The following is a 12,919-nucleotide window of genomic DNA, read 5'->3' as shown; positions in this document are numbered from 1 at the left end:
TGTGGTTGGCGGTTTCGACACTGATGGAATTGCTTGCCTTGGTGTGAACTGTGGTTCACACTTGCGGTCATGAAGAGTATCAGCCAAACGGAAACCTATGCCGCCTGGTTCGCCAAGCTGCGAGATCCGCGAGCGAAGGCCAAGATCCTGGCCAGGATACGCCGAGTCGAACTCGGCAATTTCGGTGATTGCGAGCCGGTGGGCGAGGGGGTGTCGGAGCTGCGCATTCACTACGGCCCCGGTTACCGGGTGTATTTCGTGCAGCGAGGATTCGAGCTGGTGATTCTCCTGGCCGGCGGCGACAAGGGCAGCCAGGCCAAGGATATCGAGATCGCGAAGCAGCTTGCCCGCGAGATGAAGGAGGTTCCATGAGCACACTACAGAAATGGGATGTCGTCGACCATCTGGGATCCGAAGAGGAGATGGCCCTGTACCTGGAGGCCTGCCTTGAGGAGAACGATCCTGCGCTGGTGGCCGCCGCCCTGGGCGACATCGCCCGGGCGCGAGGCATGGCTCAGTTGGCTCGCGACACAGGGCTGACCCGCGAGGGCCTGTACAAGGCGCTCTCCGCCGATGGCAACCCCAGCTTTGCCACGATCATGAAGGTCATGAACGCCCTCGGGTTCAAGCTCCACGCCGAGGCGTCCTGAGCCAAAGATCCCATCACGGTCAACGCCCTGGCACATTGCGCCAGGGCGTTTTTCATTGCACTCACTGGCTAGGGCGGGTCAGGTGATCGATCAGCAGGTCGCGGATGCGCGTGCGATCCTGCGCGGTGAAACCGAACAGTTCGCGCTGCGGGTACTCGACGGTGGGGCCGTTCCGACTGACGCGATCACGTAGGCCAAGTTGGTGGGTACGGGCGATGCGCGCGACGCTGCCGAAGAAGCCGAGCACTGCGGTATCGCCCTGGGTGGTGGCCTTGAGCCACTTGGCGGTGGAGAGCTTGGCGAACATGGCACGCCGGCGGATGGCACCCTGCCGGCCGCGCAGCCGCTGCGGCTGGCGGGGAGCGAAGGGTGTGCCATCTGGGTTGCGCTGGGCGCGGATGCGGGCGCGTTGGCTGCGGCGCAGGTCCTGGGCGATGGTGCGGGCCAGGGCGCGCCGCTCTCGGGCTTCGAGTTTGGCCAGCAGCGGCGCGGCCCAGTCAGCGAGCTGCTGCAGGTCGTCAGCCACGGGGGGCGTCCCATTCGGCCGCCAGGCTCCACTCCTGGTCGGTGTTTTCCCGGACAAGTAGCTGCCAGTTCGTAGCCATGCAGGTATGGCTGGGGAAGTGGGGCAGGGAATGCTCGGCCTGGATCATTCCCGTATCGCAGTCGACGCGGGCGATGACGCGCTCCGTGAGAGGAATGCGCATGCCAAGATCCACGGCGCGGTTGGCCAGGATCTCGGCTTCGAAGGTGAGGGCCTCGCCGGGGTCGAGATCCGGCTGGTACTCGGCGAGCCACTGCAGGAGCGGCAGCATGACGGTATCGAGATCGCCGGTGAAGTCGGTCAGCACCAGTTGAGCGACGAAGCGGTATTCGTGGGTGAGGTCGCGGCCGCGGCGAAACTCGATGCTGCCTTCCTCGACGAAGGTGAGCAGGCGGTCGGGATCCCGGTCGAGCCCGGGCACAGCCGCCACGAGGTGTTCGCGGAGCCGGTGCAGTTTCTTCATTGGCGTGCCTCGAGCAGTTCGACGAGTCCGTTATGCCGCGTGGCGCAGCCGTGGTACTGGCTGGCCCAGCTTGCCATGGTGAGGGCGACGTCTTGCCCGGTACCGTCAGTCAGGGGCGGGAGCGTGACGGGACAAGGGCGCAGCAGGGACTGCTGGATCGGGTCGGCGCCCGGCGGCGGCGTCGTTGAGCAGGCGGATAGCGTCATCGCCAAGACAAACGCGCTGGTAAATCGGTTTCTGCACTTCACGAATGATCCCTCGGTCGATGATGCGTTCGTTCGCCTCGAGCTCAGCCAGGCGCGCCTCGACGGCTTGGGCAATGCGCGACTCTCGGGAGAGCGCGGCGTCGATGGCCTGTTGAGCGGCCCGCTCGGCGGTGAGGCGGCGGCTGTCCTCGTGCCAGCCCCGGGCCTGCCAGCCGGCGAGCAGAGCGCTGGCCAGCAGCAGGGCAGCGATGGGCAGCTTGAAGCGGCTCATGCCCTGGCCCTGTCGAGCCCGAGACGGGTGCCGCGGTTGTCGATGGTGAGCAGCTGGCGACGATCGCCTGCCTGACGCAGACCCAGATGAATCCAGCGGTCGTACTCGTTGATGAGCTGGTCGAAGCAGAGTCCGGGCGCATCGGCGATGGCCTGGCAGGTGGCCAGCACGCTTCCAAAGCGAGGCACGGTGAAGTCGGCGGCGAGTCCCAGGCGGTGGGCGCTGTTGGGTACGCCGCCTACGGTACGGTTGACCCGTTCGTTACGAAAGCCCGAGGTGATGATGATCGGGTGTCCGCCCAGATGGGCGCGCACCTGCTCGAGGCATTCGGCCAGGCGCTTGAGGTTGGCCAACTCCTGGGCGTCGGGTTGGTTGGCGTCGCCGAGGCGCTGGGCGGTGCTCGAGCGGGTGAACTCGGAAAGCTGGAAATGGGGTGTGAGCTGCATCAGGGTCTCCGGATCGGTAGGAGGTGAGCGACGTTGCCGCGTGCGCGCAGCAGCAGTGCGGCGACGATGACCAGGGCGAGGGCCAGGACGATGGCGGCCGGCTCGGGAATTGCCAGGGCCGGGAGCTTGAAGATCAGCACCACGTGGGCGCAGGCCAGCAGCCAGGCGAGGAACGAGACGCCTCGGCGGAAGCGGCTGCCTCGACGCTGGAAGGTGAGGATGCGCAGCAGGCTGACGATGGCGGCGAGAATCGCGATCTCGATGAATACGTTCACTGTTTCCCTCCAGGACCTAGCCAGGCTTTCAAGTCGAAGTGCTTGACCGCGTCGATGATCCGGAGCCCGGCGGTAACGGAAATGGCGGCGGCAATGAAGGCCGAGACGGCGGTGTGCTCGAAGAGGTGGCTCAGCTGTGAGGGGCCGCCGAGATAGCCGATCAGAAACGAGATGACCAGATAGATCAGCCGCTCGAGCAGGGTGAGGCCCTTGGCGCTGACGACGAATAGCGCCGCACCGCAAAGGGCGCCGACGATGGCGTTGGCGTCGACGCCGGGAATCAGCCCGAAGAGGGTGGCGCCGAGTGTGACGATGCCGGTGAAGGTGGCGGTGCTGGGTTCGGCCATGAGGTCCTCGGCGTTTTGGCGCGGGTGGCGCGTCATGTGTTCAGTCCCACAGCTGCACGGCAGGCGGGCGCTGGGGAGTCGGTGTGAGGTCGGGTAGGCGCACCGCGGTGCCTTGGGGTAGCACGGGGCCGAGCGTGGCCAAGCCGGGGTTGAGCTCGAGTACTTGCTCCGTGATGCCCTGGGTGCGGCCGAAGTGGCGGTAGCAGAGGGCATCGACCGTGTCGTGCTGGTGGGCGTGGACAGTGCGCGGCATTAGATCAACTCGACGGTGCTGTGTGGCCGGCCTTCGATCTCGGCGATGGCCCAGACGGCGTCGCGGCGATAGCTCTCGGCAGGGTCCACCAGACGCTCGGCGCGGTCCCGGCCGCTGTTGGTGGCATCGAAGTCGGCGTAGCGCTCGATCAGGCTGGCGTGGGCCATGGAGTAGACGGCGCGCTGGTAGAGGCCAAGGTAGACGCCAGGCGCCTGCCAGATCGGCACCGGTACCTCGGCTACCGTGGCGTGGCTGGCCGCGACCTGACTCGCCTGCCAGTCGCGCAGGGTGCGGTTGACCGTGGCAACGGCGGCGAGCAGGGCGCCTTCCAGCCGATCGGCGGTGACGGTGCCGTCCAGGCGGTGTCGGGCGCGAAAGTCCGCCGGCACGATATCGGGCCAGAAGCCGTTGTTGGCAATGGCCTCGGAATCCTGACTGCTGGCGGTACCGGTGGAAACGAAGCTGTTCATCGGCACTCCTGGTTAAGAAGGGGGTGGGCGGCTTGCACCTCGAGGTGGAACCTTCGGCGCCGGCCGCGCCCCCTTGGCGTCGGCGGTCGACTCGGTCAGCCGCTGGGCTGTTCGGTGGTGGTCTTCTTGATCTCTCGGGCGATCTGCTCGAGGTCGCGCTTCACGCCCACGCGCTCGTTCAGTTCGATCGCTCGCGTGAGGTGCTGCTGGGCCAGTTCGAGCTGGCCGGCGTCGCGAGCGGCATAGCCCAGCGATTTGTGGAGCTTGGCGCGGATCTGGTCGTGCATGTCCGCGCTGGCGGAGAGGGTTTCCACTTCGCTGAGCAGGTGGAGCAGGATAGTGGCATCGCTGCTTTCGGCCTCGAGCTGCTTGAGTGCCTGGTCGGCGACTTCCTCGGCGATGACGGCCGCCGTGCCACGCTCGAACTGGTCGGGCGGGTTGAGGCCATGGGCGAGGGCGTAGCGGGCGATCTCGACGGCGCCGGCCAGGTCGCCGGCGTCGATGCGCCAAAGCATGACGCGCATCAGCACGTCGTCCTGGGCGCCCTGACCGCGCTCGAGCACGCCGGCGACGTAGTCGGCGTACTGAGGCAGGATCTCGCGCTTGATTTCGGCCTTGCGTTCCATGGACTGAGTCGCCTTGAGGCGGCGGTAGTCCTCGAACAGGGCGGCCTGCATCAGTTCAAAGGCGTCGCCCTGCATGGGCTGTTCGCCGGCGTCAGCCGCGGCGAGGGCCGCGGTGACGCGCTGAAAGTGTCGGCGGGCTGGGCTGGTCATGGCGCTTCCTTACTCCCCGCTGGTGAAGTCGCCGAGCTCGATGTTCTCCACCAGGCAGCCAGCACCGAAGTCCTCGACCACGTAGGCGTCGTTCGAGCTCTCGTAGTTCTCGATGCGGTTGCGCTTGGGGTTCTCGCTGACGTGGCGGCGACGGGCTCCGTTCTGCCAGTAGATCGAGAGGTTATCCAGCGTGGTGACCATGAGGGCGTTTTCGGGGAAGAAGGGCACGTCCATGCCCTGCTGACCGCCGATGCGCCGCTGGCTGATGACCACGTCGGCGGCCATCTGCTCGCTGGGCGGCTGCTCGGTGTTGATCAGCGGGAAGTACTTGTCGGACATGAGGTTGCGACCGACCAGCACGACCAGGCCCGGCACGCGGCGATACCAAGGCTCGATCAGGCTGTGCACCGCGTCGTAAACCAGGGCGTCGAGGTTGAGATAGTCGCCGCCCTTGCCCACGCGCACCTTGCCGGCGACGTTGCCCGCCTTCATAACACGAGCCTCGGCGTGCAGGCGGTACTGTTGCAGCCAGCCGATGTTCACGTCCTGAAGCATGGGGTTGGTAGCACGGTTGGTCTGGACCGCGGCGGTGGTGCCGTTGAAGCCGATCGCCATGCGGTCCAGTGCCTGCTGACGCACGATGGCGTCGCGGATCAAGGCCTGGAAGTTGGGGAACTTGGCCCAGGCGTCGATCTTGTTGTAGCCGAGATGGGTGTCGAACTCGGTGAAGCGGCACTCGTAGCCGTGCGGGTCGAGGGTGGTCAGATCGCGAGTCTCGCGGTCCTTCTGGCTGACGTCGGTACGCCCGGCGATCGGTCCGGAGATGCCGAGGCCGAGCTTCTCGCCTTTCAGCTCGTCGACGCCGATGATGTTGATCCGCGAGAGGAAGTCGCTCGATTCCTGGATACGCTTCTCCAGACGCTGCTGGATGGTCGGATCCACGGCGAACTTCTGGGTGGCATCCGGCACGCCATTGAGCTTGGCCACCTGGGCGGTGAATTGGTTGAACAGTACGCGAGTGTCGTTGCGCATGAGCGGGTCGGTTCCTTAGCAGTCGGTGACCATGCCGCCGTCGGTGCCGGTGGCGCGGGAGCGGTGGTGCTGGGGGGCGGGTTCGTTGTCGAGTCGGGTGAACAGCTCGTCGAAGCGCTGTTTCAGCTCGTCGTGAGCGGCCTGCAGGGTGCTGAAGGCATCGCCGGTGGGGCGTTTCGCCAGCTCGCCTTCGAGCGCAGTGTGCTTCTCGACGAAGAGCGCAAGGGTCTGCTGCAGGTCGGCCTGGAAGGCCGCGAGCTCATGCTTGTGCTTGCCGCTGTGTTTGCTGAACAGCGCCTTCACGGTGTCGAGCAGGCTGGCACCGGTCTCTTCCGGCTGCTCTTCGGTGAAGTCGAGCGTGGTCTCGATGGCGGCGGAGAACAGGTTGTCAGGGCGCTGCTTGCGAGCGGCCAGCGGGGAGTTTTGGCCCTGCTCGGCGCTGAACTTGAGCATCGAGGTGCCGAGCGAGGCGGGAGTATCGGTGACGGCCAGGCCTACCAGGTAGGCTTCGCCGCTGTCGGCGAAGTCGGGGTCGATCTCCATCGACGTGTAAACCTTCTGGCGCTTCTGAACCATGGCCTTGAGTTCGTCGGTGGGGTCGATCTCGGCGAACAGGGCCAACTTGCCGTCGTCGTCTTTCTCCGCTTTCAGCGCGGTGACATCGCCGTAGGCCTTGAAGGGGCTGTCTGGCAACACGCCCTTGATGTGTTCCAGATTGATCCGGCAGCCGTATTTCGCCGGATTGAAGTTGTTGGCCATCTGCGTGAGCCACTCGGCGCTGATGGTGCGGCCATCCGTGGTGGCGCCTTCGGTTGCGATGCGATGCCAGGGCATGAGGGGTCCTCGGCGGGAGTTGTCTGGGTGCGGTGCGCTAGTGCCGTCAGGTTCCGCGCCCGGGGGGCGAGGCTCAACGCGCGACGGGTGTGAGAGGTGGGACTTACACCAGGCCCGCCGATATGGGCTTCGCGCGCGCGGGTACGCTGGGCGGCATGACGACAGCCGCCCCCGACCTGGACAATCTCGACGCTTCGCGCCTCTCCGCTCGGCACCTCTACTGGATGGGCTGGCGGATCGCGCGTATCGCCGAGCACCTGGACATTCCTCGGGCCACCATCGACAGCTGGAAGAAGCGCGATGGCTGGGACGAGGCCTCGCCGAGCCAGCGGGTGGAAGGTGCGCTCGAGGCGCGCATGGTCCAGCTGATCTGGAAGGAGCGGAAGGAAGGGAAGGACTTCAAGGAGCTGGATTTGCTCGGTCGTCAGATCGAGCGCCTGGCCCGGGTCCACAAGTACGAGCGCACGGGCAAGGAGACCGATCTCAACCCCAACATCGAGCGGCGCAATGCCGGCGAGAAGCGCAAGCCGGCGCGCAACGATGTGGGCGACGAGGGAGTGATCCAGATCGTCGAGGCCTTCGAGGCCTCGCTGTTCGACTACCAGCGCGCCTGGTACCGGGCCGGCCAGCATGAGCGGATCCGCAACCTGCTCAAGAGCCGCCAGATCGGGGCCACTTGGTACTTCGCCAGGGAAGCGATTGCCGACGCAATGGAGACCGGCAAGAACAAGATTTTCATGAGCGCCTCAAAGGCCCAGGCGCATATCTTCAGGCACTACATCGTGCAGTTCGTGAAGGAGATCACCGGCGTCGAGCTGAAGGGTGATCCGATCATCCTGGCCAACGGTGCAGAGCTCCACTTCCTCGGCACGAATGCCAAGACGGCTCAGGGCTATCACGGCGACACGTACTTGGACGAATACTTCTGGATTCATGGCTTCGAGCAGTTCCGGAAGGTGACCAGCGGCATGGCCATGCACAAGCGCTGGAAGCAAACCTACTTCTCGACGCCCTCGAGCGTGGCCCACGAAGCCTATCCGTTCTGGACCGGTGACCGCTTCAACAAGCGGCGCAAGAAGTCCGAGCGCGTGACGATCGACGTCAGTCACGTCGCGCTGAAGGGCGGGGCGCGCGGTCCGGATGGCCAGTGGCGCCAGATCGTGACGATCGAGGATGCGATCGCTGGCGGATGCGACCTGTTCGATATCGACCAGCTGCGGCTGGAGTACTCCGACGACGAGTTCGCGAACCTCTTGATGTGCGAGTTCGTGGACGACACCCAGAGCGCCTTCCCGCTGGCCATGATGCAGAAGTGCATGGTCGACAGCTGGGACGTATGGCGGGACATCAAGCCGTTCGCACCGCGGCCCTATGGGGAGTTTCCGGTCTGGGTCGGCTATGACCCGGCCGGCGATGGTGAGGAAGGCGATGGGGCGGGGCTCGTCGTCATCGCTCCGCCACGCACGGCCGAGGGCAAGCATCGCGTACTCGAACGGCACCGCATCAAGGGGCGTGACTACGAGGCACAGGCGGAGTTCATCCGCGGCGTGACGCGCCGCTACAACGTCACCTTCATCGGCATCGACACCTCGGGGCTGGGCGAGGCCGTGGCCCAACTGGTCGCTAAGTTTTTCCCCACCGTCACGCGGTACCGCTACACGCCCGAGGTCAAGGCGCGCCTGGTGATGCAGGCGCAGCAGATCATCAACAAGGGGCGACTGGAGTTCGATGCCGGCTGGGCGGATCTCGCTCAATCCTTCATGGCGATCCGGCGCGAGCTCACCGCCTCGGGCCGCCACCTGACCTACACCGCAGGGCGCAACAGCCAAACGGGGCACGCCGATCTGGCGTGGGCCACGATGCACGCCCTGCACAACGAACCGCTGGACGGGCCGGTTTCCCTCGGTACCGGGCGATCAATGATGGAGATGTACGGATGAGCGAAACGCTTGTCGAGAAGCCCCGGGTGCGCGTGCCGGCCTATCGTATCGAGGAGCCGGCTGCAGCGGCACCGGCCCGAGTGGAGGCTTTCAGCTTCGGCGATCCGGTACCGGTCATCGATGGCTATGATTTCTTCTACACCGGCTGCTGGATGATGGGCACCGAGTGGTATGAGCCGCCGGTGGACTTCCCCGCATTGGCGCAGACCTATCGCGCCACGGCGCACCACGGATCGGCGATCCAGGTGAAGCGCAACATCCTGGTGCGTTCATTCATCCCGCATCGGCTGCTCAGCCGGCAGGCCTTCAGCGCGCTGGTAACCGACTACCTGGTCTTCGGCAATTGCTACCTCGAACGGATCTGGGGTCGCCTGGGCAAGCTGCTCGAGCTGCGTCCGGCCCGGGCCAAGTACGTGCGTCGTGGCGCTGACCTGGAGCGTTACTTCTGGGTGCCCAACTGGTCGGATCGCAGCGAGTTCGCCGCCGGCAGTGTGATCCACCTGCTCGAGCCGGATCTCAACCAGGAGGTCTACGGCGTGCCGGACTACCTGGGCGCGCTGCAGTCGATCTATCTCAACGAGAATGCCACGCTGTTCCGCCGCAAGTACTACCTCAACGGCTCTCACGCCGGCTTCATCATGTACGTCTCGGACGCGGCGCAGAACCAGGAAGACATCGATGCCATGCGCACCGCTCTGAAGGAGAGCAAGGGCGTCGGCAACTTCCGCAACCTGTTCCTCTACTCGCCGAACGGCAAGAAGGACGGCATCCAGATCATTCCCATCTCGGAAGTCGCCGCCAAGGATGAATTCGCCGCGATCAAGAACCTGACGCGCGATGACCAGCTCGCCGGCCACCGCACGCCGCCGCAGCTCATGGGCATCATTCCCAACAATACCGGTGGCTTCGGCGACGTGGAGAAGGCGGCGCGGGTGTTCGTGACCAACGAGCTCGAGCCGGTGCAGGCCATCTTCACCGAGATCAACGATCGCCTGGGGGAGGAAGTGGTGCGGTTCCGGCCGTACTCGCTCGAACCGACCTGAAAAGAAAGCGCTCGCAGCCGAAGCTGCAAGCGCCTGTCGCTCATGAATCGTCCCTGATCCTGTGGAGCTTCCTACTCCCTGACCGACAACGAGAGGATAACCAAAAACTGGATAAATGAACAGGTATCAAGGATGCAATCGAAACCGATTCTCCCATGGATGGGAGGCAAGCGACGCCTGGCCAAGCAGATCATCCCGCTGTTCCAGGAGCACACCGCCTACGTCGAGCCCTTCTGCGGTGGCGCCGCGGTGTTCTTCATGAAGTCCCCTAGCCAGGTCGAAGTGATCAACGACGTGCACGGTGAACTAGTCAACCTGTACCGCGTGGTCAAGCATCACCCCGACGAGCTTGTGCGGCAGTTCCGCTGGGGGCTGGTGAGCCGTGAGGAGTACCTCACCCAACGTCAGATCGATCCTCGCCACCTGACCGACATCCAACGCGCGGCCCGGTTCTTCTACCTGCAGAAGCTGGCTTTCGGTGGCAAGGTTTCAGGTCAGACCTTCGGCACTTCAGCTACCAGCCCACCGCGCCTGAACCTGATGCGGATCGAGGAGGATCTCAGCATGGCGCACCTGCGCCTGGCCCGCACCGTGGTGGAGCACCTGGACTGGGCCGAGTGCATGCGGCGCTACGACCGGCCGGGTACGCTTTTCTACCTCGATCCGCCCTACTGGGGCACCGCTGGGTACGGCAACGACTTCGGGCTCGAGCAGTATCACCTCATGGCCAGCCTGACGCGCGAGGCCAAAGGGCAAGTCGTCATCAGCGTAAACGACGTGCCGGAGATGCGAGAGGCCTTCGAGGGCCTGACGATCCACACCACCAGCATCCGCTACACCGTCGGCCGGGAAGCAACCGACCAGCGGGGGGAGCTGATCATCACCAACCGCTGACCAGCGCCTACCTCTCCCAACAGCCGCCCAACCGGGCGGCTTTCTCATGCCAATCCGATCAGCCAGACAGGCGGAGCACGCCCCCTGGCGCGCCGTCGACTCCCCGCCCCGCCTGCGCGCTAAACCTGTTGCTTTTTGGGCACCCATGCAGCGGAGCGGAAGCCGCACGGATCCTGGGCGCTCTGGCGGTTGCAGCTGGTCCTGAAGTCTTGCGGAATCATGCGAAATTGAACGACCTGCCAGGACTTCGAAAAGCACGAAGAGATGAGAGTGGCTCTCAGGAAGGTGGGGGGTGTTCGGAAAAAGGTAATAACGGTTAGGTCGGTGGAAGTCGTCTTTAAGTCACTGTTTAAAAAAGAGTCTGTCATTACCTCTCAGGGGTTAGAAAAGGTAATGAAAAAGGTAATGGATTTCTAAGTGACTGAAAAATAGTGGTTTCTTCATAGTCCGAAATCACCCAAGGCAGGGGTAATGTCATTACCTCATCATTACCTTTTCATTACCTTTTTGGGATGGCATATTTCCTTTCCGATTCAATTGCTTGCGCCAGGTTCGTGGAGTTCATTACCTTTCTTACCCTTTTCCAGACCCCCCACCAATTTTAGCGGTAGGCCAAATACGCGCCCATGCATGCGCGCGTCACGCACGTGTTCTGCCTGTTTATGGGAACAGCTTGGGAATGTTCTCAGGCAGGAGACTAGGGCTGTACAACGAAAAATCAGCACGTTAGGCTGATATCAGCCGCTGAGGATGGGTTCGAATCCCTCCCTCTCCGCCACAGATTCCGAGAAACCAGTCGCTTGCGGCTGGTTTTTTGCGTTATCCGTCATCCCACCTATCATCCGGCCAATCGCGCCCTGACTGGCGCGGGGCTTGTCATCGTGGCACATTCCTGTGCCGTTGCGGTCCTTATCCTGATCAGTCAACTAAGCGGGCTGATTGTGATTTGTCGTTTCCTCGGTCGCTGAATCAGGACTTCACGACTGTGTGGCCGTGATGGAGTAGCCGAACGGATCGCGGAACGCGAAATAACGGCCGAACGGCCCGTCCTTCGGAGCAAATTCGACGTCGACGCCTTGACCAATGAGATGGTCGTGCAGTGCATCAGCGTCATCACAGCCGAACCAGATGGCAATGCCCCAGCCCAGCTTATCGGTCGCCACCAGGTCGATGACAGGCGTACGGACGGCAAACGGCACCGGCTTGGTGTCGAACACGACGGCTCCCGGCGGGCTCACGGGCGCGGGGGGGAGCCCGACGACGTCGGCGTAGAAGGTGCGCGCGGCTTCAATGTCTTTGACTTGAATGCCAATGAAATCGGGTCCGATGAGATGCGGCATGACGGGTTTCCTTGTATTGCCGAATTTGATAGTATCAGGGTGCTTATATCATATAAGGGCCCTGATATGTCAACACGAGTTTGCTGATGGACGACCCCTATGCAACGATCGGCTTCGCGCTGAAGCAGGCCCAACAGGCGCTTCGGACGCGTATGGATGCTGAATTGCGTCAGATCGGTCTGACCACGCCGCAATATGCGGTGCTTGCCTACTTGAAGGTCGAGCCAGGAGCTTCAAACGCCGCGCTGGCGCGTCAAGCCTTCGTCACGCCGCAGACAATGCAGGCGATCCTCGTCACGCTCGAGAAGTCGGGCTTCATCAAACGTACTCCGCATCCGGAGCACGGACGCGTTCAGAAGACCGAGTTGACGACTGCGGGCGCTCAGGCCCTGGTGGCAGCCTCGGCAATCGTTGCCGATGTCGAAAAGCGCCTTGTCGATGCCGCAGCGCCGCTCGGTCATGAGGTTGTTGCAACTATGCTAAAGCGGCTGGCAAGTGCCCTCCGATAGAGCAGCATGCCTGGAAGTCAGTGAGATGGGTTGGAGCGCAGCCACCCTCTGTTGTGGCGCATCTATTACATCCTCTGTCCGTCATCTCCTACGAGCCCTCTTATCTCAGGTTAAATACAGAGGGCTGCTTGACTGTCAGACTGCACTCGTGGGCCAGGAAGGCTCAGCAGGGACGACCGAGTCAGGAAGACTCACCTCCAGGGATGCTTGGGCACAGGACGCTCGAGGTGGAAGTAGGGAAGCGTAGATTCAGCCCGGCCGAGAGGCCGGGCTTTCTTGGTGCGCCAGGCATGGCGCGCAGCGCCCGACGGGCGCTGTTTCCGAGGGTGGTGCCTCGGAATGACTTGGGGGTGAAAGTCCCCTACGGACCCTGATAGCGGGAACCGTTAGCCGAACAGCAAGGGTGTCCGTCGCGAGACGGAATCTGAAGGAAGTTGGAGGCAAACTCCCGGCCCGACGAACAGAAATCGCATACGAGGCTGTCGCCACCTGGGCGAGAGGGCCAAGAAACTCGAAGCCCAATAGCTATCCGGAAGGGGCGGCAGTAGATGCGGCGGGTGTATGGGAGGAAGGTCGCGCGTCTTACCCTGGGAGGTCTGATGGTCTGCCACAGTGCTACCGGCGTC

19 protein-coding genes are annotated in these 12,919 nt (G+C 63.6%); 6 read left to right on the top strand and 13 right to left on the bottom strand.

Annotation, left to right across the window (positions count from 1 at the left end; genetic code table 11):
- Positions 1 to 69 precede the first annotated feature (69 nt).
- Both C4S71_RS20695 and C4S71_RS20690 read left to right on the top strand, forming a co-directional pair.
- Complete coding sequence (locus tag C4S71_RS20695; protein WP_103970409.1) at positions 70 to 372, top strand: type II toxin-antitoxin system RelE/ParE family toxin; 303 nt, start codon at positions 70 to 72, stop codon at positions 370 to 372.
- Positions 369 to 650: an addiction module antidote protein gene (locus C4S71_RS20690; protein ID WP_103970408.1), complete on the top strand. Its 282-nt coding sequence runs from the start codon at positions 369 to 371 to the stop codon at positions 648 to 650. The genes C4S71_RS20695 and C4S71_RS20690 overlap by 4 nt, the downstream gene beginning before the upstream one ends.
- Positions 651 to 711: 61 nt before the next feature.
- On the opposite strand, the gene C4S71_RS20685 is transcribed toward C4S71_RS20690, so the two are convergent.
- From C4S71_RS20685 to C4S71_RS20635, 12 genes are all read right to left on the bottom strand, one after another.
- A complete protein-coding gene (locus C4S71_RS20685; protein ID WP_103970407.1) occupies positions 712 to 1,176 on the bottom strand; it encodes a phage virion morphogenesis protein in 465 nt (154 codons plus the stop codon).
- Positions 1,169 to 1,657, bottom strand: coding sequence for a phage tail protein (locus C4S71_RS20680; RefSeq protein ID WP_103970406.1), 489 nt, complete (start codon positions 1,655 to 1,657; stop codon positions 1,169 to 1,171). Before C4S71_RS20680 ends, C4S71_RS20685 begins: the two co-directional genes overlap by 8 nt.
- Positions 1,654 to 1,863 carry an Rz1-like lysis system protein LysC gene (gene lysC / locus C4S71_RS23080; protein ID WP_479688562.1) on the bottom strand — a complete coding sequence of 70 codons (210 nt, stop codon included), beginning with the start codon at positions 1,861 to 1,863 and terminating at the stop codon, positions 1,654 to 1,656. Before lysC ends, C4S71_RS20680 begins: the two co-directional genes overlap by 4 nt.
- The gene (locus C4S71_RS20675; protein WP_103970405.1) at positions 1,763 to 2,134 is read right to left on the bottom strand and encodes a hypothetical protein; all 372 of its coding nucleotides are present in this window, start codon (positions 2,132 to 2,134) and stop codon (positions 1,763 to 1,765) included. The genes lysC and C4S71_RS20675 overlap by 101 nt, the downstream gene beginning before the upstream one ends.
- Entirely contained in the window at positions 2,131 to 2,580 is a 450-nt protein-coding gene (locus C4S71_RS20670) for a D-Ala-D-Ala carboxypeptidase family metallohydrolase (protein ID WP_103970404.1), read from the bottom strand. The genes C4S71_RS20675 and C4S71_RS20670 overlap by 4 nt, the downstream gene beginning before the upstream one ends.
- A complete protein-coding gene (locus tag C4S71_RS22540) occupies positions 2,580 to 2,855 on the bottom strand; it encodes a phage holin family protein (RefSeq protein WP_160113422.1) in 276 nt (91 codons plus the stop codon). Before C4S71_RS22540 ends, C4S71_RS20670 begins: the two co-directional genes overlap by 1 nt.
- On the bottom strand, positions 2,852 to 3,238 hold the full coding sequence (locus C4S71_RS20660; protein WP_103970403.1) for a putative holin: 387 nt from the start codon (positions 3,236 to 3,238) through the stop codon (positions 2,852 to 2,854). Before C4S71_RS20660 ends, C4S71_RS22540 begins: the two co-directional genes overlap by 4 nt.
- Positions 3,239 to 3,242: 4 nt before the next feature.
- Positions 3,243 to 3,455 carry a tail protein X gene (locus C4S71_RS20655; RefSeq protein ID WP_103970402.1) on the bottom strand — a complete coding sequence of 71 codons (213 nt, stop codon included), beginning with the start codon at positions 3,453 to 3,455 and terminating at the stop codon, positions 3,243 to 3,245.
- Positions 3,455 to 3,925 carry a head completion/stabilization protein gene (locus C4S71_RS20650; RefSeq protein ID WP_103970401.1) on the bottom strand — a complete coding sequence of 157 codons (471 nt, stop codon included), beginning with the start codon at positions 3,923 to 3,925 and terminating at the stop codon, positions 3,455 to 3,457. The genes C4S71_RS20655 and C4S71_RS20650 overlap by 1 nt, the downstream gene beginning before the upstream one ends.
- 95 nt (positions 3,926 to 4,020) lie before the next feature.
- Complete coding sequence (gene gpM, locus C4S71_RS20645; protein ID WP_103970400.1) at positions 4,021 to 4,701, bottom strand: phage terminase small subunit; 681 nt, start codon at positions 4,699 to 4,701, stop codon at positions 4,021 to 4,023.
- Positions 4,702 to 4,710: 9 nt separating this feature from the next.
- A complete protein-coding gene (locus C4S71_RS20640; protein ID WP_103970399.1) occupies positions 4,711 to 5,733 on the bottom strand; it encodes a phage major capsid protein, P2 family in 1,023 nt (340 codons plus the stop codon).
- Between the two features lie 15 nt (positions 5,734 to 5,748).
- Complete coding sequence (locus tag C4S71_RS20635; RefSeq protein ID WP_103970398.1) at positions 5,749 to 6,567, bottom strand: GPO family capsid scaffolding protein; 819 nt, start codon at positions 6,565 to 6,567, stop codon at positions 5,749 to 5,751.
- A gap of 122 nt (positions 6,568 to 6,689) precedes the next feature.
- On the opposite strand from C4S71_RS20635, the gene C4S71_RS20630 reads away from it, so the two are divergent.
- The 3 genes from C4S71_RS20630 (at position 6,690) to C4S71_RS20620 (ending at position 10,444) form a co-directional block, all read left to right on the top strand.
- Positions 6,690 to 8,507 (top strand): terminase large subunit domain-containing protein, encoded by a 1,818-nt coding sequence (locus C4S71_RS20630; protein WP_479688561.1) that lies wholly within the window; start codon positions 6,690 to 6,692, stop codon positions 8,505 to 8,507.
- A complete protein-coding gene (locus tag C4S71_RS20625; protein ID WP_103970397.1) occupies positions 8,504 to 9,550 on the top strand; it encodes a phage portal protein in 1,047 nt (348 codons plus the stop codon). Before C4S71_RS20630 ends, C4S71_RS20625 begins: the two co-directional genes overlap by 4 nt.
- A 132-nt stretch (positions 9,551 to 9,682) precedes the next feature.
- Complete coding sequence (locus C4S71_RS20620; protein ID WP_103970396.1) at positions 9,683 to 10,444, top strand: DNA adenine methylase; 762 nt, start codon at positions 9,683 to 9,685, stop codon at positions 10,442 to 10,444.
- A gap of 977 nt (positions 10,445 to 11,421) precedes the next feature.
- On the opposite strand, the gene C4S71_RS20615 is transcribed toward C4S71_RS20620, so the two are convergent.
- Entirely contained in the window at positions 11,422 to 11,784 is a 363-nt protein-coding gene (locus C4S71_RS20615) for a VOC family protein (RefSeq protein WP_103970395.1), read from the bottom strand.
- Between the two features lie 86 nt (positions 11,785 to 11,870).
- Between C4S71_RS20615 and C4S71_RS20610 the strand changes: the two genes are divergently transcribed.
- Positions 11,871 to 12,293: a MarR family winged helix-turn-helix transcriptional regulator gene (locus tag C4S71_RS20610; RefSeq protein ID WP_103970394.1), complete on the top strand. Its 423-nt coding sequence runs from the start codon at positions 11,871 to 11,873 to the stop codon at positions 12,291 to 12,293.
- The last annotated feature ends 626 nt before the right edge of the window (positions 12,294 to 12,919 follow it).

The sequence above is a fragment of the Billgrantia desiderata genome (assembly GCF_900108215.1).
Taxonomy (GTDB): Bacteria; Pseudomonadota; Gammaproteobacteria; order Pseudomonadales; family Halomonadaceae; genus Halomonas; species Halomonas desiderata.
Note: the sequence above shows the minus strand (reverse complement) of the source record. Positions and strands in the feature narration are given on the sequence as shown.